This window comes from Peribacillus frigoritolerans (genome assembly GCF_030676415.1).
Lineage (GTDB): Bacteria > Bacillota > Bacilli > Bacillales > DSM-1321 > Peribacillus > Peribacillus frigoritolerans_A.
This window is the reverse complement of record NZ_JAUUTW010000011.1, coordinates 58,431-82,199: the sequence shown is the minus strand read 5'-3', so window position 1 is coordinate 82,199 and position 23,769 is coordinate 58,431. Positions and strand designations below refer to the sequence as shown.

23 protein-coding genes are annotated in these 23,769 nt (G+C 41.2%); 17 read left to right on the top strand and 6 right to left on the bottom strand.

Annotated features, from left to right (window positions below):
* Positions 1-156: 156 nt before the first annotated feature.
* The 13 genes from Q8G36_RS12685 (at position 157) to Q8G36_RS12625 (ending at position 12,448) form a co-directional block, all read left to right on the top strand.
* Positions 157-1,494 carry an ATP-binding protein gene (locus Q8G36_RS12685; protein WP_305161248.1) on the top strand — a complete coding sequence of 446 codons (1,338 nt, stop codon included), beginning with the start codon at positions 157-159 and terminating at the stop codon, positions 1,492-1,494.
* Positions 1,495-1,585: 91 nt separating this feature from the next.
* The gene (locus tag Q8G36_RS12680) at positions 1,586-2,815 is read left to right on the top strand and encodes an acyl-CoA dehydrogenase family protein (protein WP_305161247.1); all 1,230 of its coding nucleotides are present in this window, start codon (positions 1,586-1,588) and stop codon (positions 2,813-2,815) included.
* The gene (locus Q8G36_RS12675; RefSeq protein ID WP_305161246.1) at positions 2,812-3,585 is read left to right on the top strand and encodes an SDR family oxidoreductase; all 774 of its coding nucleotides are present in this window, start codon (positions 2,812-2,814) and stop codon (positions 3,583-3,585) included. Before Q8G36_RS12680 ends, Q8G36_RS12675 begins: the two co-directional genes overlap by 4 nt.
* A 37-nt stretch (positions 3,586-3,622) precedes the next feature.
* Positions 3,623-5,233, top strand: coding sequence for a long-chain-fatty-acid--CoA ligase (locus Q8G36_RS12670; protein WP_305161275.1), 1,611 nt, complete (start codon positions 3,623-3,625; stop codon positions 5,231-5,233).
* A gap of 70 nt (positions 5,234-5,303) precedes the next feature.
* Positions 5,304-5,867: a TetR/AcrR family transcriptional regulator gene (locus Q8G36_RS12665; protein WP_305161245.1), complete on the top strand. Its 564-nt coding sequence runs from the start codon at positions 5,304-5,306 to the stop codon at positions 5,865-5,867.
* A gap of 43 nt (positions 5,868-5,910) precedes the next feature.
* The gene (locus Q8G36_RS12660) at positions 5,911-6,798 is read left to right on the top strand and encodes a 3-hydroxyacyl-CoA dehydrogenase family protein (RefSeq protein WP_305161244.1); all 888 of its coding nucleotides are present in this window, start codon (positions 5,911-5,913) and stop codon (positions 6,796-6,798) included.
* Complete coding sequence (locus tag Q8G36_RS12655; RefSeq protein WP_305161243.1) at positions 6,795-7,574, top strand: enoyl-CoA hydratase; 780 nt, start codon at positions 6,795-6,797, stop codon at positions 7,572-7,574. Before Q8G36_RS12660 ends, Q8G36_RS12655 begins: the two co-directional genes overlap by 4 nt.
* Positions 7,575-7,590: 16 nt before the next feature.
* Positions 7,591-7,992, top strand: a complete 402-nt coding sequence (locus Q8G36_RS12650) for an acyl-CoA thioesterase (protein WP_305161242.1) — start codon at positions 7,591-7,593, stop codon at positions 7,990-7,992.
* Between the two features lie 30 nt (positions 7,993-8,022).
* On the top strand, positions 8,023-9,084 hold the full coding sequence (locus Q8G36_RS12645; RefSeq protein ID WP_305161241.1) for a phosphotransferase family protein: 1,062 nt from the start codon (positions 8,023-8,025) through the stop codon (positions 9,082-9,084).
* A 4-nt stretch (positions 9,085-9,088) separates the two neighbouring features.
* Positions 9,089-9,847, top strand: coding sequence for a 2-phosphosulfolactate phosphatase (locus tag Q8G36_RS12640; protein WP_305161240.1), 759 nt, complete (start codon positions 9,089-9,091; stop codon positions 9,845-9,847).
* Positions 9,848-9,877: 30 nt separating this feature from the next.
* Positions 9,878-10,657 (top strand): SDR family NAD(P)-dependent oxidoreductase, encoded by a 780-nt coding sequence (locus tag Q8G36_RS12635; protein WP_305161239.1) that lies wholly within the window; start codon positions 9,878-9,880, stop codon positions 10,655-10,657.
* 17 nt (positions 10,658-10,674) lie between these two features.
* On the top strand, positions 10,675-11,454 hold the full coding sequence (locus Q8G36_RS12630; RefSeq protein WP_305161238.1) for an enoyl-CoA hydratase/isomerase family protein: 780 nt from the start codon (positions 10,675-10,677) through the stop codon (positions 11,452-11,454).
* A gap of 16 nt (positions 11,455-11,470) precedes the next feature.
* Complete coding sequence (locus tag Q8G36_RS12625) at positions 11,471-12,448, top strand: quinone oxidoreductase family protein (protein WP_305161237.1); 978 nt, start codon at positions 11,471-11,473, stop codon at positions 12,446-12,448.
* A 63-nt stretch (positions 12,449-12,511) separates the two neighbouring features.
* Here Q8G36_RS12625 and Q8G36_RS12620 read toward each other — a convergent pair whose 3' ends face one another.
* Positions 12,512-12,847 (bottom strand): DUF3905 domain-containing protein, encoded by a 336-nt coding sequence (locus Q8G36_RS12620; protein WP_305161236.1) that lies wholly within the window; start codon positions 12,845-12,847, stop codon positions 12,512-12,514.
* 123 nt (positions 12,848-12,970) lie between these two features.
* Here Q8G36_RS12620 and Q8G36_RS12615 point away from each other — a divergent pair, with 123 nt between their 5' ends.
* Positions 12,971-13,129, top strand: a complete 159-nt coding sequence (locus Q8G36_RS12615) for a hypothetical protein (protein WP_098371175.1) — start codon at positions 12,971-12,973, stop codon at positions 13,127-13,129.
* Complete coding sequence (locus tag Q8G36_RS12610; RefSeq protein ID WP_305161235.1) at positions 13,129-13,275, top strand: hypothetical protein; 147 nt, start codon at positions 13,129-13,131, stop codon at positions 13,273-13,275. Before Q8G36_RS12615 ends, Q8G36_RS12610 begins: the two co-directional genes overlap by 1 nt.
* Positions 13,276-13,311: 36 nt before the next feature.
* Here Q8G36_RS12610 and Q8G36_RS12605 read toward each other — a convergent pair whose 3' ends face one another.
* Both Q8G36_RS12605 and Q8G36_RS12600 read right to left on the bottom strand, forming a co-directional pair.
* A complete protein-coding gene (locus Q8G36_RS12605) occupies positions 13,312-15,072 on the bottom strand; it encodes a B12-binding domain-containing radical SAM protein (RefSeq protein ID WP_305161274.1) in 1,761 nt (586 codons plus the stop codon).
* Positions 15,073-15,266: 194 nt separating this feature from the next.
* The gene (locus Q8G36_RS12600) at positions 15,267-16,292 is read right to left on the bottom strand and encodes an acyltransferase family protein (RefSeq protein ID WP_305161234.1); all 1,026 of its coding nucleotides are present in this window, start codon (positions 16,290-16,292) and stop codon (positions 15,267-15,269) included.
* 279 nt (positions 16,293-16,571) lie between these two features.
* On the opposite strand from Q8G36_RS12600, the gene Q8G36_RS12595 reads away from it, so the two are divergent.
* Both Q8G36_RS12595 and Q8G36_RS12590 read left to right on the top strand, forming a co-directional pair.
* Positions 16,572-18,731 carry a PAS domain-containing sensor histidine kinase gene (locus Q8G36_RS12595; protein WP_305161233.1) on the top strand — a complete coding sequence of 720 codons (2,160 nt, stop codon included), beginning with the start codon at positions 16,572-16,574 and terminating at the stop codon, positions 18,729-18,731.
* 724 nt (positions 18,732-19,455) lie between these two features.
* Positions 19,456-19,698 (top strand): aspartyl-phosphate phosphatase Spo0E family protein, encoded by a 243-nt coding sequence (locus tag Q8G36_RS12590; protein ID WP_063232027.1) that lies wholly within the window; start codon positions 19,456-19,458, stop codon positions 19,696-19,698.
* 307 nt (positions 19,699-20,005) lie between these two features.
* Here Q8G36_RS12590 and Q8G36_RS12585 read toward each other — a convergent pair whose 3' ends face one another.
* The 3 genes from Q8G36_RS12585 to Q8G36_RS12575 all read right to left on the bottom strand — a co-directional run bounded on the left by Q8G36_RS12585 (position 20,006) and on the right by Q8G36_RS12575 (position 23,713).
* On the bottom strand, positions 20,006-20,737 hold the full coding sequence (locus tag Q8G36_RS12585; RefSeq protein ID WP_305161232.1) for a ZIP family metal transporter: 732 nt from the start codon (positions 20,735-20,737) through the stop codon (positions 20,006-20,008).
* Between the two features lie 113 nt (positions 20,738-20,850).
* The gene (locus Q8G36_RS12580) at positions 20,851-22,074 is read right to left on the bottom strand and encodes an MFS transporter (protein ID WP_305161231.1); all 1,224 of its coding nucleotides are present in this window, start codon (positions 22,072-22,074) and stop codon (positions 20,851-20,853) included.
* A gap of 142 nt (positions 22,075-22,216) precedes the next feature.
* The gene (locus tag Q8G36_RS12575; protein ID WP_305161230.1) at positions 22,217-23,713 is read right to left on the bottom strand and encodes a sensor histidine kinase; all 1,497 of its coding nucleotides are present in this window, start codon (positions 23,711-23,713) and stop codon (positions 22,217-22,219) included.
* Positions 23,714-23,769: the final 56 nt, after the last annotated feature.

Sequence of the window (23,769 nt, the reverse complement as noted above, 5' to 3'; positions counted from 1 at the left end):
TTTGTCTTGTTTGCAGGAATCATGGATAAAATGTTGAAATTTACCTAGTAAGTGAGTATTCTACCACTTCTATATACAAAAATATTCTTAATTTGACCTCTTACTTCGAATTCGGTCGGATGAAGTATAAATCATTTTGGTAAGGAGGTGGAAGAAGTGAAGAAATATGCTGGAAGGATCTTTGTCCCTGCCCTTTTCTTCATATTGATATTACCCTTTATAGGGTGGCTGGGGCATGAAGAACGAAGGTTTTCCGCCTTTGCAGGAATATATTTAATCGTAATTTTAACCATAGCCTGGTGTTTGGGTGCCTTCTATGATCATAAACGGAAAACGATTGATTTATTGCAGGATAGCGAAGGGCGTTATCGCATTATTTCCAATTACTCTAAAGAGTTGATCAATAGCTTCAATGAGGTTATTTTCCAAACGGATGATAAAGGAAATTGGTTGTACTTAAACCCGGCATGGAAATCGATGAGTGGCACAACCGTGAATGAATCCCTGGGGCTTCACTTTTCTAAACATATGGATAAAGCTTCTTATCAAGACGTATTAAAGGTCTTTGCGGATTCCTTTCATCGAGGGAATAAATATTTTCGTGCGGACATTAAACTAAATGCGAAAAAGGGAACAAGTTGGGTTGAAGCATTCGTAAAACTAATTTACGATGACGCAGGGAAATTCATCGGGACGGCGGGCATTTTATCGGAAATCAATGAACGTAAACATGCGGAGGAAAAGCTTGTCAGCCTAAACGAACATTTGGCAATCACATCAAGCAAATTATCAACGGCTGCCCAGCTTGCGGCAGGGATTGCACATGAGGTCAGGAATCCGATGACAGCGATAATGGGATTCGTGAAGCTGATTAAAGATGGCGGTGCCGAAAAGCAGGAATACTATGATATTATTTTTTCGGAAATAAATCGAATCGAGCAAGTGCTGAATGAACTCTTGCTGCTATCTAAACCAGCAGGGGCGGTTTTTCTTGAGAAAGATTTAAAGGAAAGCTGTAACCATGTCGTGACACTGTTGGAGACAAATGCCGTGCTGAACAATATTCAAATTCATAAAAATTATGATTCTGAACCTATTTTTATGTACTTTGATGAAAACCAAATCAAGCAAGTACTAATAAACATGATAAAAAATTCCATAGAATCGATGCCGAATGGCGGAAATATTTTTGTGAGCATAAATGAAAAAAATGGGGAAGTTTTTTTGAGCATTTTGGATGAAGGGGAGGGTATTCCGGAAAACTCCCTTCAAAAAGTGGGAGAACCATTTTTCACTACCAAAACATCAGGAACAGGATTGGGTCTTTCCGTTTGTTTTAGAATCATTGAAAAGCATGGCGGAAAAGTTTTCATCACGAGTGAACTGAAAAAAGGTACGAAAATCGTTTGTATATTTCCAACCGTCCAACAAAAGGAATATGGTGGGAAGGGTAGGGACCAGATCCATGGCCTTGAACGACAAGAAAATAAATGATTTAATTATTGAAAAAGTCTGAATCTTATGTATATAATTTAAAAGTAATAACATACTGACCGGTTAGTAAGTTTAAAAGGAGGAATTCAATTTGAACTTTGAACATACTCAAAAGGTGAAAAATCTGGAAAAGAAGTTAACGGAATTCATGGAAAAGCACGTATACCCAAATGAATCAATATACAAAAAGCAGCTCGAAGCACAGAATAGCCGCTGGAGTGAAATACCCCCGATATTATCGGAATTGACGGCAAAAGCAAAAGAAGAAGGGTTATGGAATTTATTTTTACCTGATAGCGCTTATGGCGCGGGTTTAACAAATCTGGAATATGCCCCGCTTTGTGAAATCATGGGTAGGTCGACGATAGGGCCTGAAATCTTCAACTGTAATGCGCCGGACACTGGTAATATGGAGGTGTTGGTGAGATACGGTTCAGATGAACATAAAGAACGCTGGCTGAAGCCCTTGCTTGCTGGGGAAATCCGCTCATGCTTCTCGATGACAGAACCGGAAGTGGCGTCGTCCGATGCGACCAATATCGAATGCAGGATAGAAAAGACGGGTAATGAGTATGTCATAAACGGCCGAAAATGGTGGTCTTCAGGAGCAGGCGATCCACGATGCAAGATTGCCATCGTCATGGGTAAGACAGATCCTGAGGCGTCCAAGCATGAACAACAGTCAATGATTCTTGTACCGCTGGATACACCGGGTGTCAAAATCGAGAGAATGCTCCCTGTGTTTGGTTATGATCATGCCCCGCATGGCCATGCAGAAATCACTTTTGAAAATGTTAGGGTCCCGGCAACGAATATTCTATGGGGTGAAGGCAAAGGATTTGCGATTGCCCAAGGAAGACTCGGGCCCGGAAGGATACATCATTGCATGAGGCTGATCGGCGCTGCTGAAAGAGCACTTGAAGAATTATGTAAGCGCATTCAAAATCGTGTCGCTTTTGGTAAAACATTGGCGAGTCAAGGTGTGATCATGGAATGGGTCGCTGATTCACGGATTGAAATCGAACAAGCAAGACTTCTGACCTTAAAAGCTGCTTATATGATGGATACTGTCGGGAACAAGGAAGCGAAGGCGGAGATTGCCATGATAAAAGTGGTGGCACCAAATATGGCATTGAATGTGCTGGACAGGGCTATCCAAGGCTTTGGAGCTGCAGGGATTTCCGATGATTTCCCTTTTGCTGCGCATTGGGCAAATGCACGGACTTTAAGGCTTGCTGATGGTCCCGATGAAGTTCACCGCTCACAAGTTGCTAAAATAGAACTTCGAAAATACCAACAAAAGCATGAGGTGAAAATATGAAAGTTACCGACTTATTCGATCTAACTGGAAAGACGGCGATCATAACCGGTGGAGGGAGAGGATTGGGAGAACAAATAGCGACCGGCTTTGCCGAAGCTGGAGCAAATATCGTTCTTTGTTCAAGGAAGAAGGAGGCATGTGACGAAGTTGCTTCGCAAATCGAAAAGCTTGGTGTCAAGGCGCTTTCCTTCAAATGTGATATAACCAATCCGTCAGATGTACAGGAAGTCGTTAACGAAACTTACCGTGAATTTGGTGCCATCGACATTTTAGTCAACAATAGCGGGGCATCCTGGGGGGCACCAGCCGTCGACATGCCCCTTGAAGCGTGGCAGAAGGTGATGAATGTCAATGTAACCGGAACCTTTATCATGAGCCAGACAACAGGCAGGGTCATGATTGAGCAGGGACATGGGAAAATCATAAACATCGCTTCCGTTGCCGGATTAGGGGGGACCGACCCGAGGGTGCTCGATGCGGTCGGATATAATACGAGTAAAGGGGCGGTCATTACTTTAACGAAGGATTTAGCTGTTAAATGGGGTCAGCATAATATCAATGTTAATGCAATCGCACCCGGTTTCTTTCCGACAAAAATGACGAAAGGGGTTCTTGAGCAAGGAAAGAATCCTATCTTGGATTCCACGCCGCTAAAAAGATTAGGGAGTGATGATGATTTGAAAGGGGCAGCGGTTTTCCTGGCCTCAAAGGCATCTGATTTTGTGACTGGAAATATTTTGATTGTCGATGGGGGTTCACATGCAAAGTAATGAAAGGTAAGTAAAAATGGCTGGAGGGTATGAAATGATGAATGATAAAAAGTGGCTTTCCGTTTATCCTGATTCAATTTCAAAGGAAATAAAAGTCCCTGAGTTTCCGATGCAAAGAATCCTTCAAAATGCATGTCAGTCCTATCCAAACAATACAGCTATTACTTTTTATGACCGAAAGATATCTTATCAGGAACTTTTTCATGCGTCGCAAGCCTTTGCTTCAGCTCTGCAAAAAAAAGGTGTTCAAAAAGGCGATCGTGTCGCCATCATGCTACCTAACTGTCCGCAATACGTCATAGCTTATTATGGATCGTTGACAACAGGAGCCATTATCACCCAAATTAACCCAATGCTGGTTGAAAGGGAGCTTCAGCATACTTTACAGGACTCCGGTGCAGAGACGATCGTTGTATTGGATGGATTATACCCGAAAGTGAAAAGTGTGCAGCAACATGCAAATCTGAAAAATATTATCGCCGTAAGCCTTCAGTCTTCGGATGCAGATTTCCAGCCTGATGTTTCTTTTGACCAATTCATGAAGACAGGAGACGGCAAAATTAATCCCGTATCAATCGATCCGGAAAATGATATCGCCGTTCTTCAGTATACAGGAGGAACGACTGGCCGTTCAAAAGGGGCGATGCTGACTCACAGCAATATTCTGGCCAATGTCGTTCAATCGTATGAATTCTTCAAGCATGAATTAAAAATGGGCTCTGAAAGAACGCTGTCGGTCATCCCGCTTTTTCATGTTTTTGGAATGACGTCCGCAATGAATTTATCCGTGTATATCGCGGGTGACGCCATCATGCTGCCACGATTTGAAATAGAAGAAGTGCTGGAAACGATTAAGCGTGAACAGCCGACCACTTTTCCTGGTGTACCGACCATGTATGTAGCGTTGACGAATCATCCAAAGGCAGAAGAATATGGAATGGGCTCAATTCAGGTCTGTAACAGCGGAAGTGCACCGATGCCCGTGGAACTGCTACGTGAGTTCGAACGAAAATCAGGTGCGAAGATATTGGAAGGCTATGGTCTTACGGAAGCTTCGCCAACAACGCATTGTAATCCGGCATTTGCAAAAAGGAAGCCTGGGAGCGTCGGGATTGGTATCCCTTCGACTGAATATAAAGTGATGGACCTGGGAGATGGGACAAAAGAAGTGGCCCCTGGCGAAATGGGGGAATTGGTCGTCAAAGGACCCCAAGTGATGAAAGGTTACTGGAATATGCCGGAGGAAACGGCTGTGACCCTTAGGGATGGTTGGCTTTATACAGGTGATATCGCCAAAGTTGATGAAGACGGGTATCTCTATATTGTCGACAGGAAAAAAGATTTGATCATCGCAAGTGGTTATAATATATATCCGCGAGATGTGGAGGAAGTTCTCTATGAACATCCTGCTGTCCAGGAAGCGGTTGTCATCGGAGTTCCAGATGCTTACCGAGGGGAGTCGGTAAAAGCGGTGCTTGTACTTAAAAATAATAAAACGGTAAATGAACGGGAGATTATCGATTACTGCCGTGAAAACCTATCGGCCTATAAAGTTCCGCATTTCGTTGAATTTCGTGAAGAGTTACCGAAAACAAATGTCGGAAAGATTTTAAGGCGAGCTTTAAGAGAAGAACTTTCCAGGAAATAAGAGGGCTTAGAGTACGAAAGCGTATGATATCAATTCAGCTGAAATTTTAACAGATTGCGAGGATGCATACATGAAAGAAAAAATGACAGAACATAGCATACGCTTATTTGAAAAGAAGGGCTTTAGTGAAACGTCGATTTCTGATATCGTCGAATCCGTCGGGGTGACGAAGGGAACGTTTTATTATTACTTTACGAGCAAAGAGCAGTTGCTTATGGATATTCATCTAGCTTATATAGACGAGTTGCTTAGTGAGCAGGAAATAATCATGTTGGAACCTGGGAAAAGCTGTAAGGATAAGCTTTTCGATATGGTATTGATGCTTTTAAAAAGCATCAAAACCAAAAAATCCAGCGCAACGGTCTTTTTCCGTGAAATGAAAAATCTAAGTGACGAAAAACTTGCACAAATCCTTCCTAAGCGGGATGAGTTCCGTAATAAAATCGTGCAAGTGCTGATTAGTGGCATCGAGAGCGGAGAACTACGTTCCAATCTCGATGCATCCATCATCTCTTTTGCTATTTTGGGCGTTGCGAATTGGAGCTATCATTGGTTCGACCCGGAAGGTGAAAAAACCGAACAGGAAGTTGCAGCCATTTTTATGGGGATGATTCTGCAGGGAATTGAAGCGTGACCAGGTTACATACTAACCAGTTAGTTGAAGGGAGATAGAAGGCATGGCCAACAAGCAAATTCAATCGATAACCGTAATTGGGGCTGGGCAGATGGGGCATCAAATTGCGATGCTTGCTACACTTGGAGGTTACGAAACGATCCTTCAGGATGTTCAGGAAAAAGCGTTGAATACAGCCAAAGAAAAACTGGATGTCATTTTGACTAAATGGGTTCAAAAAGGAAAATTGTCTGAAGATCGTAAATTGGCTGCTTTTAGTCGTCTTCAATATACTACCGATCTTGAGAAAGCGGCTAGTGGAGCTGATTTGATCATTGAAGCGGTTGTTGAAAAGCTTGATGTGAAACAGGAAGTCTTCGCTAAACTTGAAGAATTGGCCCCAGCAGAAACCATTTTTGCAACGAATAGTTCAACGATCGTCAATAGCCTGCTTGCGAGTGTGACGAATCGTCCGGATAAGTTCATTAATATGCATTTCTTTTTTCCGCCTCTAATAATGGATTGCGTTGAAGTTGTCATGAGTGATCGCACATCCGAGGAAACAGCCAAGCGTACGATGGAAGTTACAGAGAAAATGAATAGGACAGGAGTTTTGCTGAGAAAAGAGATATCGGGATTCGTAGCCAATCGAATTTTGGGAGCGTTGCAGCGTGAGGCTTTATATTTGTATGAAGAAGGAATTGTGGACTATAAGGATATCGATTTAATTTGCAGGAAGGCTTTAGGCCATCCCATCGGCCCTTTTGAACTGATGGATCTATCAGGTATTGATGTAGGATATTTTGTCATGCAGCAACGATACAATGAAACTGGAAATCCAGAAGACAAGCCAAATGCTTGTATAGAAGAAAAGGTGAATAAAGGACATTTAGGAAGGAAAACAGGAAAAGGCTGGTATGAATATCCAAATCAAGGAGTGAAGAATCGATGACAAAATTAATTAGTGTGGTTAAGGAAAATAAGCTTGCGGTCATCACCATCGATAATCCTCCATTAAACGTAATCAGTAAACAAGTATTCAGGGAATTGGGAGAAACATTCGATGATTTTACAAAAGATACTGAGACTGTTGCGGTACTCATAACAGGTGCAGGCAATATCGCATTTGCGGCTGGTGCTGATATAAAAGAATTTCCTAGCATGATGGGGAACCCGAATATGAAAGAAGTGGTAAAGGAAGGTCATGCCGTCCTAACCAAAATCGACCAGTTTCCTAAACCTACGATAGCTGTTTTAAACGGCCTGACTTTGGGCGGCGGATGCGAACTGGCTCTTGCCTGCGATTTGCGAGTGGCTGAAACACAGGTTCAAATTGGTCTGCCGGAAGTGAAGTTAGGCTTATTTCCTGGAGCTGGCGGTACACAGCGTTTGTCCAGACTTGTAGGAAACGCAAAGGCAAAAGAGATTATATTTACCGGTGATCCGCTTGGTGCCATAGAAGCGGAAAAGATTGGGCTTGTCAATAAAGTCGTCGAGCAAGGCTGCGGCTTATCGGAAGCGAAAATTTTGGCCTCACGAATGACAAGGCACTCACTTCAAGCACTTTCGAGAATCAAGAAGGCGATTAATGAAGGAAGTGAGGCAACGCTTGAGCAAGGTCTAGAGATTGAAACGAATCTTTTTGAAGAAATCTTCCAAACTGAAGATGTTAAAGAAGGGGTTTCCGCTTTCTTGGATAAACGTAAACCTGCTTTTGTACATCGTTAATTCAAGGAGGGGTCTTATGCATGAATTTGAAGTCGACGTCCGTTTTTCCGAAACGGATGCTTTGGGGCACATCAATAACACAAGCTATTTCATATACCTCGAAGAAGCACGCATGAAATTTTTTGAAGCTTTGGGCCTAGCGACGAATGTCGAGTCATGGAATTTTTTGTTAGCCTCCACTAAATGTGACTTTATTGCTCAGGGATATTTCAATCAACTCTTGACCATTCGTTCATCAATAAAAAAGGTAGGTACGAAAAGTTATGAAATGGTCCATGATATCCTCTGTTCACAAACTGGTGAAATCATCGCTAAGGGAAGTGCAGTTTTAGTCTGTTTTAATTTTATGAAACAACAAAGTGAACCTATTCCTGAAATGATTAAAGAAAAACTCATTTCACATCTTGTTCATAATTAGAATGACAAAAGTCTAAAGGAGTGGAGGAAAATGGTTGACGATACGATTCCTGTTCGGCCCGGCGAGGAACTGAATATTGGTGCATTAGAAGGTTTCCTAAGAAAAAATATATTGGACCTTCCAAATGAACCGTTAGAATTGCAACAATTTTCAACGGGCTATTCCAATTTGACCTATCAGCTGAAAATGGGTGAGTGGGAGGCTGTTCTCAGAAGGCCACCGCTTGGTCCTGTTGCTCCAAAGGCACATGATATGAAGCGTGAACATCATATCCTTTCCTCGATCAACCCATATTTCCAAGCAGCTCCCGAGCCTATTCTGTTCTCGGATGATGAATCGATTGTGGGGGCCCCATTTTTCCTAATGGAAAGGAAACATGGAATTGTAATAGATACCGAATTTCCCAAAGGAATCGAGCCTACTGTGGAAAAGTGCCGACAGCTTTCTCATGTCATGGTGAATCGGCTTGCTGATCTTCACTCGATTCCCCATGAGAAAACTGGATTGGTGGAAATATCCAAACCTGAAGGGTTCATTGAAAGACAAGTACGCGGATGGATTTCCCGTTATGAGAGAGCAAAAACTGATGAAATCAAGGAAATTCGACCGCTTATCGATTATTTTCAACAGAATATCCCGAAACATAGCCAGACTTCTATTATCCATTATGACTATAAGATCAATAATGCCATGTTTAGCCAGGATCTTACAGAGATGGTTGGTTTATTTGATTGGGAAATGTCCACCGTTGGTGATCCGTTAGCCGATCTAGGAGTGGCTTTAAGCTACTGGATGGAAAGCGGTGACCCGGAACTTATCAAAATCGGTGTGGGTCAAGCGTCCGTCACGACTTTACCTGGTTTCCTGACACGAAGGGAATTTATCGAGACGTATGCAGCAAGAAGTGGCAGGGATGTTTCCAACATCGATTTTTATTTAACCTTTGGTTACTTTAAGTTAGCTGTCATTCTTCAGCAAATCTATTATCGATATAAAAAAGGCCAGACTAATGATCCCCGTTTTTCCAATCTCGGAAAAATGGTTAAAAGCTTACTCACTCATGCTGCAAATGTAGCTGCGAAGGAAGTTTAATAAAATGGAATATATACAAAACATTCATTTGCTACTAAAAAAAGAAGAGATAGATGGGGAAAAGCTTCAAGAAGGGGAGAAAGTTGCGGTCATCCTGGATGTGTTATTAGCGACCACAACGATTATTTCAGCACTTCATGATGGAGCACGCCAGGTGATACCGGTCATGGATCCAGTGGATGCCTTGGTGAAAAGCCGGGAATTGGACCATGGGGATTCCATAGTGGCAGGGGAACTAAAAGCAAAGCCGGTTGATGATTTAATGTATCCAAGTCCTACTCTATTGAGTAAGTTGGTACGCGGCAAAACATTAATACTGTCCACGACTAATGGAACGGTTGCGTTGAGGAATTCAGCCGCTGCCAAAAAGGTTTATATCGCTTCTTTGCTGAATAATCCGTCTGTTGCGGAAAAAATAAAAAAACATCATAAAACAGAAACGATCATCATCGTTTGTTCGGGAAACTCAGGTGAATTCAGTCTGGAAGACTTTTACGGTGCAGGCCATTTGATAGATTGCCTGATTGCTGGATCACAAGGTACGTTCATACTCAATGATGCAGCAAAGGCTGCAAATGCTCTTTATCACACGAATTGTGAAAATGCCTTTGATATCCTGAAATCATCATATGTCGGACAGTTGTTTGACAAACATAGTTTGATCGCCGATTTGGAATTGGCGGCGCAAAAAGGTTCGATGGATCTTGTTCCAGAGTTGGTGGATGGAAGGATCGAAGCTGAATTGAAAAGGCAGGAAACGTAGTTCAAAATCCAGACAGGAGGAGTGAAGGGGATGAGGTTTTCACAGTCAATTGCGGTGGTGACAGGTGCAGGTTCTGGTATTGGGAAAGCTACAGCGATGCGCTTGTCGGACGAAGGGGCAAAAGTGTTGTTGGTAGGGCGTACGAAAGGAAAGCTGGAAGAAGCAGCGGCAGAAATCAATGCCAGACACACAATTCCCATGGCCGACATTTTCCCTGCAGATGTTACCGTCGAGGAAGATGTAATAGAGCTGGCCAGTTATGTGAAGGAACAATACCGTGACCTTCACATTTTAATCAATAACGCAGGTGGATCAAAGTCCTCGAAGCTCTTGGATACATCTGCAGCTGATTGGGATATGATTCAACATGTCAATTTGAAAAGTGTCTTTCTAGTTTCCAAGTACTTGGGGAAATTGATGGAAGAAGGAGCGAGCAGTGGAAATGAAGGCTCCATCAATCGGGCAATCGTGAATGTGGCTTCACTGTCAGGGCATCAGGCTGGGGCATACATCCCGCATTATAGCTCTGCTAAAGCCGGAGTCATCAGTTTAACGAAATCATTGGCACTGGAACTTGCTGCAGTCGGCATTCGAGTCAATTCCGTATCACCTGGATTCATTGAAACGCCATTAACGGAGGATGGGTTGCAAAATGAAAAATTCGTAAAGTCCATTCAACGGAATACGGCACTGGAAAGAGTGGGAAAAGCGGAGGAAATAAGTAATGTCATTACCTTTGCTGCTTCCCCGGAGGCTTCCTATATGACTGGGACGGATTTATTGGTGGATGGCGGCTGGTTGATCAAATAGAAAAAGGGGATGGGTAAATGTTAAAAGAACACTTATTGACAGAAGTAATCGATAATGTAATGATCCTGACTTTGAATCGTCCTGAAAGCTTGAATGCATTTAGTCCGGATATGATTGCAAGCTTAACGAAAGCGATTAAGGATGTAAAACAAACACCACATATAAGGGCAGTCATCATCAAAGGGGCGGGAAGGTCATTCACTGCAGGAGGTGACGTTAAGTCAATGGGGAAGGCCTCTGCAGGTCAATTGTATGATCATGTTGGCAGAATGAACGATTGCATATTGGCTCTGGATGCTTCTGAGGTTCCCGTAATCGCTGCCGTCCATGGATTTGCGGCAGGGGCCGGATTCAATTTGGCACTCGCTTGTGATTTGATCGTGGCTTCCGATGATAGTCAATATGCCATGAGTTTTTCACAGGTAGGCCTGATCTCTGATGGAGGGGGTTCGTATTTTTTACCTAAATTAATAGGGCCTCACCTTGCAAAGCAGCTCTTCTTTTCAGCCGAGCCCATTTCTGCGGAACGCTTATACCAGTTAGGTGTCATTAATTATATATATCCACTCAATCAACTTGAAGAGGAATCATTGAAACTTGCGGAAAAGCTGGCAAATGGTCCGACAAAAGCATATGGGATGATGAAAAAGCTCGTTAGCCATTCATTTACGGCTACCCTTGATGAAATACTCGAACAGGAACGTATCACGCAAACCTTGATGGCTTCCACAGAAGATCATCTGGAGGGAGTTGCAGCATTCAAAGAGAAAAGAAAACCGGAATTTACAGGAAATTAATAAGGGAGGTATAAAGATGAGAGCTATTCATTTTGAAGAATACGGCGGACCGGAAGTACTGAAATTGACTGAAATGGAAAGACCCGTGCCAACTGGGCATGAAGTTTTGATTGAAATCGATTGTGTCGGCGTCAATTATGCAGATACAGCCAGAAGGGAAGGGCAATATGTAGTACCTACGCCGCTTCCGTTCATTCCAGGTGCGGAAGTGGCTGGCGTTGTGGTGGAAGTTGGTGGAAAGGTGACCAAAATCAAACCTGGTACAAGGGTCGTCAGTTTAATTGAATCGGGTGGATATTCAGAATATGCTCTATCTGATGAATTCTCGGCCATTCCTCTTCCTGATGCCATTCAGTTCCATGAAGCTGTTGCCCTTCCCCTTCAAGGCCTGAGCGCCTATCATATATTAAAGACAATGGGACGCATGCAAAAGGGGGATACGGTATTGGTCCATGCTGCTGCAGGTGGAGTGGGAACGATTGCAGTCCAGCTAGCCAAAATTTTCGGGGCTGGAAAAGTGATTGCCACCGCCAGCACAGTGGAAAAGTTAAAACTGGCTAAAGAGATGGGGGCAGATGAACTCATCGATTACACGAAAGAAGGGTGGGAAATGAAAGTCCGTGAGGTCACGGGAGGAAAGGGAGTCGACGTGGCGCTGGAAATGGCTGGAGGGGATATTTTCAATAAAACATTGAAATGTTTGGCACCATTTGGGCGTCTTGTTGTTTTTGGTAATGCCAGTCGTAAGCCTTATACGATGAACCCGCAGCAATTAATGAGGCGCAATCAATCCGTCGTAGGTTTTTTCCTGCCACAGATCATGAAACAACCAGATTTGCTGTTGCCTAGCATTCAAGACCTTTTTGCATACGTCTCGTCTGGGGAGCTTAAGCTGACTATCGGCGGCATCTACCCAATTGAAAAGGCAGCTGCCGTTCATGAGGAAATGAACGCCCGTCAAACGAAAGGGAAGTTGATTTTGCAGGTTAAATGAGAAAAAGGGGGTGTTTGATGCACCCCTTATATAATAATGGGATTTTTGACCTTCTTGAACGACTCAATCCGTATCAGTGCTAACATCTTTATCGGGATGCATGAAAGGTGGCTGCGGCGCTCTTTTAGCCTCTAACAGTTCACGGTTTTCAGTTGAATTCCAGCCTATATCATTGGTGGGGTGTATCCATTCATCTCCAGCCATGATTTCCGGGTCTGTATCTTCACTCCAATTTTCGAGTGGTGAGTTTTCAGATGCATATTTACTGTCGCCAATGACGACTCCATGATCATTGACGAATGGAGCCTGTGGTTTTATGCCGGTTCCTTTAAAGCTGGGTGCGTTAATTTGGTGTGGCTGTGTATCGTCGATAATTGGTGAATCCAATTTCTTTTTCATTTAATGTCTCCCCTTTCCGTTTTACGGTTATTTTTCTCGTCTGTCCCTATATTATCCCTGAATAATTTCCGTCCTTTTTACCCCATTCTAAAATGTAAACTATATTAAAAAGGGTGGATGAAAATGAAACGGAAAGCCAATGTGGATGGTGCTGTCAAAGCAAGTAAAACGCCAAAAAGAAACCAAGCTGAAAATGAATTTTCCAATGAGTTCGCATTGGAGGAAAACGCAATGAAAGGTGCCAACCGCAATTCAAAGCAGGGCAGAAAAGGAAGAAGTTAATGGATAAAGAAAAACGGAACAGTCAGGAAAAAATGGGAGAACATGTACGAACTGAATTTGGAATCGAATTCAGCGGCGATATGAACGCAACCAAAATTTATGAAATTTTGGCAAAAGAAAATAAAAAACGTGATAGTGATAAGTAAATAAGGACGGACCCAGGAATGGGTCCGTCCTTATTCTTAAAGCTTGATGCTTCCAGATTTTGAGAGAGGGAAAATCGTTGATCCCTTACCACTCGGATCAAAATAGGCAAGCAAGAACGATGGTTTATTGACGATTGTCCCCTCAGCTAAATACGTTTCCAAATCAAAGGGAAGTGCCTCGAGCAATGTGTGTTTGTGAATTTCCTTTTCATTAAGAGCCAGAGCTGTGAAAGAGGAACCAAGCTGTTCAGGCTTATTCAGAATATCTTCATATATCTCTTTTCGCCCACTTTTATCTAATGAAGCTTCCCACCAAGGTTTACGTGGTTTGTATTTTTGATTCATGAAATAATCCAATTTCATGAGTCCGATAATGTTATTCAGTTCAGCAGATTCCCGGGAAGCCAAAAACTGCTGTAAACGTCTGAACAAGTCTTCAAGCTGATGTCCGATTCGTGACCAACCTTGTTCATCCCAATAGGTACCGAAATCTTGAAAGAAGTCGAATGGTGATTGGAATACCGTTTTGACAAGATATTCCGTGGTATGATCCATTCTATGATCGTTCCAGTATTTTTCTAGGACATCTTCAACTTGTTTAATGCGGACAATGTCATCGAAGGATAAAACATTATTTCCCAGGATTTCATAGGGAGCATGTTCGCTGTATATATATTGGTGTTCATCGGCACGTATCCGTAAGCCAGTGCCACGAAGCATCTTTAAGAAACCAAGCTGCATCTCTTCGGGTCTGAGCTCGAATACATCATTGAAAGTCTTTCTGAAAGAATGGTAATCTTCTTCCGGTAAACCGGCAATAAGGTCTAAATGCTGATCAATTTTCTGCCCTTCTTTTACCATGGTTACGGTCCTGGTCAGTTTTTCGAAGTTCTGCCTTCTCATGACTAGATCATTCGTATGATCATTCGTCGATTGTACCCCTATTTCAAAGCGGAACAATCCTGCAGGGGCATTATCATTCAAGAACTGGATAACTTCCGGACGCATGATGTCCGCCGTGATTTCGAATTGGAAAACCACACCGGGAAGATGTTCATCGATTAAGAATTGAAACATTTCCATGGCATAGCTTCGGCTGATATTGAAGGTTCGGTCAACGAACTTAATGGTCTTGGCACCATTAGCCATAAGGTACCGGATATCTTCTTTAATCTTTTCACGATCAAAATACCTGACACCCACTTCAATCGATGAAAGGCAAAATTGGCAGCTGAACGGGCACCCTCGGCTAGTTTCGATATAGGTGACACGTTTGGATAGATCGCCGCGGTCTTCCTCCAAACGATATGGAGTAGGGAGGGATTTCAAATCAACCTTGCCGTTTTGAGGCTGGATGATGTTTTTTCCATCCTGTCGATACGCAATGCCGCCGACCTTCTTATAGTCATTCGAACCTTCAATTTCTGATAAAAGAGCCTTGAAGGTGACTTCGCCTTCGCCAATTACGATGAAATCAGCCCCAGGAATCTGATCAAGCCATTCCCTAACATCATAAGTGACTTCAGGTCCGCCCAGGATGATAACCAATTCTGGATTGATCTTCTTCAGCATGGCTACGACTTTCATTGTTTCCTCTATGTTCCAAATATAGCAGCTGAACCCTATGACATCAGGTTTTTTGGAATGAAGGTCACCAACTATGTTCATAATCGGATCTTTTATCGTATATTCTGCCAGCTGAACATCATAATCTGGCTGGGCATAAGCTTTTAAATATCGGATGGATAGCGATGTATGGATATATTTTGCATTAAGAGTACTGATTATTATATTCATGTTAAAGGGCGTAAAATAAACGCCTGGCTCCTTTCGTGTACATGTCATTTTAAGCCAACAAGCACTAACGAGTAATTTTACCATAGCGTGCTCCATTTGAAAAATGAGTTATTGTATAGAAGGGGAATCTTTACAGCTTGAATGTCGGTATGAAATAAAAACGGATAAAGCAGGAAATGCTTCATCCGTTTTATTTAAAACGCTTGTTTAATGTACTCTTTTGTTTTAGTCATGAACCGTTTTGTTTTGGTCGCCTTCAATTCGATGATCGGCTGCGCCATGGTAGCGATCATTTCACTTGATAATAACACGGTAATCAGGAAAGAGAGGCCGGCGAGCATGATAAAACTCTCTGTATTGCTGAAGTATTCCTGTATGGTGCTTTCACGGAAGAACCGAATGAAGAAACCATGCAGCAGATAGACATAAAGGGTTTGTTTACCCCAATTCGTAAAGAAATATTGTCCGCGTGGGATGAATGAAAGGAAGCTGAACACTGAAATGATGCTCAATCCATAAAATCCCAGGCGTTTGAACATGGACACGATTGTGGCATCTTCGAGTTCGGCATATGGTTTCGAACCGAGCAGCCATTTATAATTGATATCGTCATTTAAATAAAAACCGATAAAAATCACTAACATGACACTAAGTGAAGCCAAACGAACATTGGGAGTGAATAGTTTTTTTAAATGGTCCTTGCTTAAATGGTATCCGATCAGAAACATCGGGAAAAAAACGAATGTCCTGGAGAGACTAAGGTAATTGGAGATATTGTCAATGTATCCAATCAATAATGCGATTAAAAAAGATAAACCTATGCCTATTGATGGCTTTAGCTTTGAAAAACCAAGCAGCATGATGTTCCAACAGAATAAACTGATCAAGAACCATAGCGACCATTGGGGATCAAGCAGGTCTACGGTGATGGCAGAACGTTCATATAAGAAATAATAGTAAACGGTATATATCAATTGGAAAATGATGTAGGGTAAAATCAGTTTTTTAGTAATTTTACCTAAATACCCTTTTTGATAAAAACCTTTCGCAAAGAAGCCTGAAACAAGGATAAAGGCAGGCATGTGAAAGGAATAAATGGTTTTATATAAAGCATAAATCGTTTCACTGTCATGTATATACGTATTCAGCAAATGTCCAAAGACGACAAAAGCCATGAGAATGAACTTGGCATTATCGAAGAAAAAATCACGTTGTTTCATTGTTGCCTCCATTTAATAAATTTTTAAGGTAGCTAGAAAGAAACCATTGTTATTCCTTATACCCTAAATACCTTGTACGAAATCAATATTTATTAAATTTATTATAAAAACCTTAAATTAAGCTTAACGCTAAGTTTTATAGGATTCAATATACTATAAATTGATTTATAGGATAATTTTGGAATGATATGATTGCACCGATTTTCGAAAATACCGAGGAAAATCAAGATGGATGTCGAATAAAGTTGGTAAGCAGAGGTTTTGATGAGGGGGGTTAATATGAATATCGGTTATGAGAATGAAACGGGATATAAACAGGAAATTTTAAAATTGAATAAACAGATCGAAGGGTTTTTTAACATTTTCAATTCAATGGCGGAGCCGTATATTAGGGTTGATGAGGAACTGTGTATCACTTATGCCAATGATGCTGCTTGTGCCCTGCTGGAAACATCGAAAGATCAGCTGGAGTTCATGAAGTTAACTGATTTTCTCGATGTCATCCCTTTAAATAATCAGGAAGTGTCAAGTTCCCTTAAAACCTCGAATGAATCTGAAAGGCAAATGATCCAGCTACATACCGGAGCCCTTAAGCAAATAGAGTTTATACGTATAGGCGATCTTTCCGAAGGACAGCAGTTCTATCGTTTGGGCGATGTGACATTGGATGTTTCTTCGTCAAGGGAAACAAGGATGTCAAGGCAGATGTTTTTGGACATTTTCGATACAGCCATAGAAAGCATCGTTCTATTCGACAGTTCAGGAATAATAATGGAAGTGAACCATGCCTTTATCCATGTCTTGGGCATCCCGAAAAAAGAGATTGTCGGTAAGAATATGAGGGATCTCATATCCCCAGATTATAGGGGATATTGGGATGAGAGCATACAAAGTGCCTTGGATGAGTCGAACTTCAAAGGAGAGGTAGAGATAAAGGTTGGGGATGAACTGCATCATTTTACCATTTCGATAAGTTCTACGGTAGGAAATGAATTATATATGTCGGTGCTTCGAAGAATTACAGAATCAAATATAATAGAAAAAAAGTTAGAGACGAGCGAACGGATTTTTGCGGAATTATTCGACCAGTCCATGGATGCGATCATATTCTGGAATGATGACGGGATCATTTTTCGTGTCAATCATTCAGCATGTAAAATATTCGAATCCAGCAGAGAGGATTTGATAGGCAGCTATATCTGGAAATACGTGTATAGCAACAATCACCATTTTAGTCAGATGATGGAAACGTTTGGAAGAGACACCCAAGTTCGGGGTGAGCTGATTTATAAAATGCCTAATAACCAGATTAAATTGCTTGAATTGACTGCCAAAAAACATGAAGGTGACGGGTATAACGTAACGATATTTCGAAATGTCAGTGAGCGCTGGCTGATTGAGAAGGAACTAAGGGATAGTGAGAAGAAGTTCAGAAAGATTTTTGAAGGAACATTAGACGGCTTGATTTTATGGAATCATGAAGGGTTCACGGATATTAATGAAGCGGGTCAAAAAATATTGGAGATTTCGAAGCGCAAGCTGCTTTCTTTATCTGTAAAGGGGTTCATCGAAAAAATTCCTGAAAATGCACCTGTATTGAACGCCCACATTGAAAATGTTTATAAGCATGAGGTCTACTCTTCCATCATTCCAATTACATTCGAAGATGGAAGAGTTAAGCATATTGAATTTTTGACTAGGAAAAATTTATATTCGAACCTGAATTTAAGCATTTTTCGTGATGTGAGTAAAAATCTCGAAATGCAGGAACAGATCAGGAAATCGGATACTTTGAATGTCGTTGGTGAACTGGCGGCCGGAATTGCTCACGAAATCAGGAATCCAATGACAGCCTTAAAAGGTTTTATCCAGTTGCTTGAGGATGGTGTTAAAGGGGAGTTTTCCACATATTTCCATGTGATTACATCCGAAATTAAGCGAATCGAAACCATTATCACGGAATTTTTGGTACTGGCAAAGCCGCAGGCGCTAAAAATTTTCAAACAGGATGTTCATACCATATTAAGAGAGACACTAGAATTACTGGCAGCTCAGGCACTGTTGGAAAATATTCAATTCGAGACAGACTTTGAAGAAGATGAATTTAAGGTTTTATGTGAAGCGAACCAGTTAAAGCAAGTCTTCATTAACATCATCAAAAATGCATTGGAAGTCATGCCGGATGGCGGATCTGTTCATATTAAAACAAGCCGATTTTCAGAGAAATACGGTTGCATTTCAATTACCGATAAAGGCATGGGGATTTCAACGGAAATGCTAAAAAAATTGGGTGAACCTTTTTATACGACGAAGGATAGGGGAACCGGGCTGGGGCTCATGGTCAGCTATAAAATCATTGAAGAGCACAATGGCTATATAGAAGTGGAAAGCGAAGTGGGAAAAGGGACGAGCTTTCATATTTATTTGCCATTCGAGTAATGTAGAAGGGAATGTTCCATACCTTTCTTAAGTTAACAGATAGCATGGAAATTTCATCAGTTAATGGGGAATCTTTTAGTTTGTTTACAAAAAGGGGTTTGGAATGGTCTAATCCCAAACCATGATTTCAGTAGAAACCTTGGTTATGTTTTTACTATTTTCTACGGATGAAACCCTCACTGGATTGAAGAAATTTGCGACACCCCTGACGAATACTCCACAGACGCTTGCTTTGATGCGGCTTGGCAGACAGTCGGCGGAAAGGGAGCGGATTTCTGAAATCAACTGAAACGGTATAAATAAAAAATTCGTAGGCAAACTGGCTTTTCTTCGAGTTTGTCTATAGTCTGGGGATCCTTTATTGGATACCTTTTTTTGTTCCATCATTTATTATCTTTGAATCACAATTGAGGTTGTAACCATGAGAAATATTGTGCTTCCATTAAAGGGAAACTGCCGAAATAATTAAACGCTAATAATGACATCCAAATTGGGGAACTTACGAATCGATTTTCGGAGCTGGCTTCATATGAAATCTTCCTAATCAATATAAGAGGTTTATGCTTAGAAATTTCCGTCATATCCTGTCTGCTGGTAGGTAAAGCTTTATCGCAATTTAAGAAGTTTTGTCTTTTTTTGCGAATCTATTTACATATAAGGCATATTTTGTAATACTTCTTTATTATAATGTAACTTTAAAAGGGCAGGAGTAGTGAATGTAGTTATGAATTCTAGGTGTGCAACGGAAATTTGTTCTGAGATTCGAATGAAGCGTTGGGAAATGATGGAGTTGGCAAAAATGTATGGACTAGGTCATGAGTATACCCTTCGCCAAAGCGAGCAGCTTGATAAACTAATAAATGAGTATTTGATCCTTCAACATCATTCATCAGTGGAAGTGAGAAATAAGCGAGAAGAAATGGTTGTTATTGTGCAGCAGCCCTTTAATGACGACATTACCTTTTAGAGGGAACTGAATGCATGCATGACTTATTAAATTAGCAGGCAAGGAGACAATCACCTTTGTGTGGTTTCTGGTGAAATGAACCTTTGCAAACATATCATGAAAACAATTAAAGAAGACTTAGATAAACAAGTCAATATATCTTTTGAATTTCCTATGGACTTGGGGAATATAACGAGGGGAGGCCACCAGAAGGTGTCCTTCATGCATCTGGATTGGTTTAGAAGTCTTAATTTTTCTGAATGGATTACAGATAAATAAAAAGTAAGAGCTGACTCACTTGATGGAGCCAGCCATGGAAGTTCGGGAATTACAAAACTTCCAATAATATTACCATGAACAAAAGGCCGACAATGAAGGAATAGGTAGATGTGCGTTCATTACCATCCCCATGGCTTTCAGGAATCAATTCCTTATAAACGATGAAAAGCATGGCCCCTGCGGCGAAAGCTAGGCCGTATGGAACCAGGAACTCAATGTAAGAGGTTAAATAATAACCCAGTAAGCCCGTTATTATTTCGATGGTACCGGTTAAGGTTGCTATCAGGAACGCTGTGAGTTTACCGATTTTTTGATTAATTAAAAACAAGGCGACCAGCAAGCCTTCCGGAGCATTTTGCAGACCGATGGCAAAAGCGATCAAGTTACCTGTATCAGCTGTATCAGAGGCGTAACTGACCCCGACAGAAAGACCCTCAGGAATATTATGGAGTGTAATGGCAGTGATGATGAGCAAAGCCTTTTCATCGAACTGAATGCCACTTTTCGTATGGCTGAGATCGATATGAGGAATGTTTTTTTCCATGATCGTTAAGGTCATTACCCCGAGAAAAACCCCAATTACTAGCTGAATATACCCTCCGGTGGCCAGAGACTCCGGGATCAGGCTCAATAACGAGGCAGCCATCATGATTCCAGCGGTAAATGCCAGAAGTGTGTCTCTGAATCGATGTGTAATTGAACCTTGTATAAACAAGATTGGTAACGCACCAAACCCTGTTGACATAGCGGATAGGATGCTGCCTAATAAAACTCCACTCATAAATTTCTCCTTTGTAAGGTACTTATCGTTACTTATTTGTAAATTTCTGGGTGGAACAATAATTTATTGTATTTAGACATAAAGAATATGTTCCAGGAAAAAACCATTTGGCATCATTCTTCTGCATACCATTTTTTCAATGTTAGATCAGTCGGTAGCAATATGCTGATGATCCCCAGTAATGGCAGGAATCCCACTAGCTTAATCATGGATTCGATTCCAATTATATCTGCAATGGCTCCCAATGAAACGGATCCAATGGCACCCATTCCAAAGGCTAACCCTACAGTCAAGCCTGCCATCGTTCCGACTTTTCCCGGGACCAATTCCTGAGCGTATATTACAGTGACGGAAAAACTGCTCATTATAATGAATCCCGCCATCAATAATAAGATAAAAGCGGCTGTAGGGGGTACGAATGGTAAAAGTGCGGTTATAGGCATGCTGGCAGCGAAAGAAAAGAAAATGATATTTTTACGCCCGAATCTATCAGCAAGCGGACCTCCGAAAAATGTACCCACAGCACCTGAGGCTAAAAAGGCAAATAGGAAAAATTGTGCAGATTTTATCGTGAATGAATACTGCTCGATCAAATAAAAACTATAAAAGTTCGTCATGCACGATACATACCAGGAACGGGCAAAGATTATGAATAAAATCAATACCAGGGCTTTGGCCACTTTATGGGATCGCTCTTTATTGATTACTTTTGCAGCAAGCTTTTTAGGCTGGAAGTGAACTAATTTTTGGGAATACCACTTGGCAATATACATCAATAGGATAACGGCCATTAAAGCAACCAGGGCAAACCAGAGTGCGCCTTTTTGACCAAAAGGAACAAGTACGATGGCTGTGATGAGTGGGGCAAGTGCTTGCCCGCTATTCCCGCCGACCTGGTAAATTGATTGTGCCAGGCCTCTCTTTGGTCCGCCTGCCATGTAGGCGACCCTAGAGCCTTCAGGATGGAATATGGCTGACCCTAAGCCCATCAAGATGACTGCACCAAGGATAATGGTATAGTTTGGGGCAAGTGCAAGAATGATGACCCCGATTAAAGTACTGGTCAACCCAATGGGCAATGCATATGGAAAGGGCTTTTTATCCGTATAGAACCCAACTGCCGGTTGCAGGAGCGATGAGACGATATTCAGGCAGAATGCAATCATCCCCAGCTGTGTATACGTTAGCGACATTGATTTTTCGAGGATTGGGAACATGGCCGGTACGACGGCCTGAAGAGAATCATTCATTAAATGGCATATGCCTATGATGATCATGATTTTCAGAGTCATATCTTGTTTTTGCGGTTTTGTTTTAATGGCAGCGATACTTCCCATCTGTATATTTCCTTCTTCCTGATTAAGATTTTTACCTATTCCATAAATAGATTCAAGGAGCATGCACCGTATGCATGACACCTTTATATAAATCGGAATCGTTACTAGTCTTCATAAAAAAATGAAACTCTTCAAAGTATTGCTAAGGGTGGTCCTTTATAAGCGGTAAGCTGATTGTAACGGTCGTACCGTTCAGAGGTTTACTTGAAAACTCGATGGTACCGTTAAATGATTCAATTATTCGTTTACACACAAATAGCCCTAATCCGGTTCCTTCCTTTTTCGATGTATAGAAGGGATCGAACACTTTACTTATATCTTTTTCATTCAGTCCTTGCCCGGTGTCGATGATCATGATTTTAGCCCATTCATTTTCATGGTGAATTCGAATCCTTAACTTTTTCCCAACTTCCATGGCCTCGAAACCGTTTTTGGCAATGTTGAGAATGACTTGTTTGAGTTGGTCCTTTGTACAATGAACCAGGATCGGCTCCTTTATGATATTCCATTCCACTTCAATATTGAAATGACGTGCTTCTGATTCTATTATTGGTCTCAATTCAGCAATGATACTGCGAATATCATATAAGGATAAAGTCTGGGCCATTGGCTTCCCTAAAATCAAAAATTCGCTGACGATACTATTGATCCGTTCAATTTCCTTCATGATGACAGAGTAATAGAACTGATCTTGTTCTTCAGGGTGTTTTTCAACCAGTAACTGCACTAGCCCCTTTATGCCGGTAAGTGGATTTTTTATTTCATGTGCAGTACTGGCAGCCAATGTTCCGACAAAATCTATTTTTTGTCTTTCGTTTAGTAACTTTTGGTTTTTGGTATTCCTGCGAACGATCAGTTCCTCCACGATGATATAAATCATGTGAGTAAAAAAGAAGGTGAAAAAGACAAGCATTAAAAAAACATTCATGTTATTTGTGTTAATCTTGTCGGGCACTTTGACGGACAGTGTCCAATCGACTTCGGTCAAAGGAACATCCACCCATGTTGAATGTCCAGTGAATCCTTCGGCATTTATATCTAAAATTCGGGTTTTGTCCTTTGTTTCCAATATAAAGGTATGACCAGGGCTAAGCATTTTTAATATTTTTTCCATATGATCTAGCCTGATATGTGCCAATAAAAACCCTTGCACTTTTTTATCATGATCAAGTATGGGGGCGAAAATGGAAAAATAATTAAAATTTGGGTTATATATATCTTTTGTTCCTACAACAACGGCTTTTTGAGTTTTTACTGCACGTTCAATATCATTCTGTTCAATTAGACAGTAATGATGGAAATTCTTATTCGTTCCTGAAATGGCAACACCGTCGCGATTTAGCCAATATACTCCGGCATACATGGAATCTGTATCTTTGATCCATTTCATAAGAAGTTCGGTTTTTTTTTCATCCATATAAAGCAAGGAACTGCTAAGGCTAAGCAGCTCAAGGTTTTCCTTCGTTTCACTGATAACTTGATCTATGTATTCTTGATAAACCGTTCCCGCCCATTTAGCTTGTTCCTGTCTTTCTTTTTGAAGAGAACGTTCTAAATGCATCCAATAAATGATAGAGAGAATAATTAATGGTAAAATAACAATAAGTAGATATGTGGTGAATTTATGCCTTGTTTTCATGTTTGTCACTACTTTAGCTTTTTTTTCAAGTATATCAAAATGATTGATTAAACAAT

Coding starts and splice junctions, on each gene's coding strand:
- Q8G36_RS12675 (WP_305161246.1), top strand. CDS start 2,812: ATGAAAGTTACCGACTTATTCGATCTAACTGGAAAGACGGCGATCATA.
- Q8G36_RS12670 (WP_305161275.1), top strand. CDS start 3,623: ATGAATGATAAAAAGTGGCTTTCCGTTTATCCTGATTCAATTTCAAAG.
- Q8G36_RS12665 (WP_305161245.1), top strand. CDS start 5,304: ATGAAAGAAAAAATGACAGAACATAGCATACGCTTATTTGAAAAGAAG.
- Q8G36_RS12660 (WP_305161244.1), top strand. CDS start 5,911: ATGGCCAACAAGCAAATTCAATCGATAACCGTAATTGGGGCTGGGCAG.
- Q8G36_RS12655 (WP_305161243.1), top strand. CDS start 6,795: ATGACAAAATTAATTAGTGTGGTTAAGGAAAATAAGCTTGCGGTCATC.
- Q8G36_RS12650 (WP_305161242.1), top strand. CDS start 7,591: ATGCATGAATTTGAAGTCGACGTCCGTTTTTCCGAAACGGATGCTTTG.
- Q8G36_RS12645 (WP_305161241.1), top strand. CDS start 8,023: ATGGTTGACGATACGATTCCTGTTCGGCCCGGCGAGGAACTGAATATT.
- Q8G36_RS12640 (WP_305161240.1), top strand. CDS start 9,089: ATGGAATATATACAAAACATTCATTTGCTACTAAAAAAAGAAGAGATA.
- Q8G36_RS12635 (WP_305161239.1), top strand. CDS start 9,878: ATGAGGTTTTCACAGTCAATTGCGGTGGTGACAGGTGCAGGTTCTGGT.
- Q8G36_RS12630 (WP_305161238.1), top strand. CDS start 10,675: ATGTTAAAAGAACACTTATTGACAGAAGTAATCGATAATGTAATGATC.
- Q8G36_RS12625 (WP_305161237.1), top strand. CDS start 11,471: ATGAGAGCTATTCATTTTGAAGAATACGGCGGACCGGAAGTACTGAAA.
- Q8G36_RS12620 (WP_305161236.1), bottom strand. CDS start 12,847: ATGAAAAAGAAATTGGATTCACCAATTATCGACGATACACAGCCACAC.
- Q8G36_RS12615 (WP_098371175.1), top strand. CDS start 12,971: ATGAAACGGAAAGCCAATGTGGATGGTGCTGTCAAAGCAAGTAAAACG.
- Q8G36_RS12610 (WP_305161235.1), top strand. CDS start 13,129: ATGGATAAAGAAAAACGGAACAGTCAGGAAAAAATGGGAGAACATGTA.
- Q8G36_RS12605 (WP_305161274.1), bottom strand. CDS start 15,072: ATGAATATAATAATCAGTACTCTTAATGCAAAATATATCCATACATCG.
- Q8G36_RS12600 (WP_305161234.1), bottom strand. CDS start 16,292: ATGAAACAACGTGATTTTTTCTTCGATAATGCCAAGTTCATTCTCATG.
- Q8G36_RS12595 (WP_305161233.1), top strand. CDS start 16,572: ATGAATATCGGTTATGAGAATGAAACGGGATATAAACAGGAAATTTTA.
- Q8G36_RS12590 (WP_063232027.1), top strand. CDS start 19,456: ATGAATTCTAGGTGTGCAACGGAAATTTGTTCTGAGATTCGAATGAAG.
- Q8G36_RS12585 (WP_305161232.1), bottom strand. CDS start 20,737: ATGAGTGGAGTTTTATTAGGCAGCATCCTATCCGCTATGTCAACAGGG.
- Q8G36_RS12580 (WP_305161231.1), bottom strand. CDS start 22,074: ATGGGAAGTATCGCTGCCATTAAAACAAAACCGCAAAAACAAGATATG.
- Q8G36_RS12575 (WP_305161230.1), bottom strand. CDS start 23,713: ATGAAAACAAGGCATAAATTCACCACATATCTACTTATTGTTATTTTA.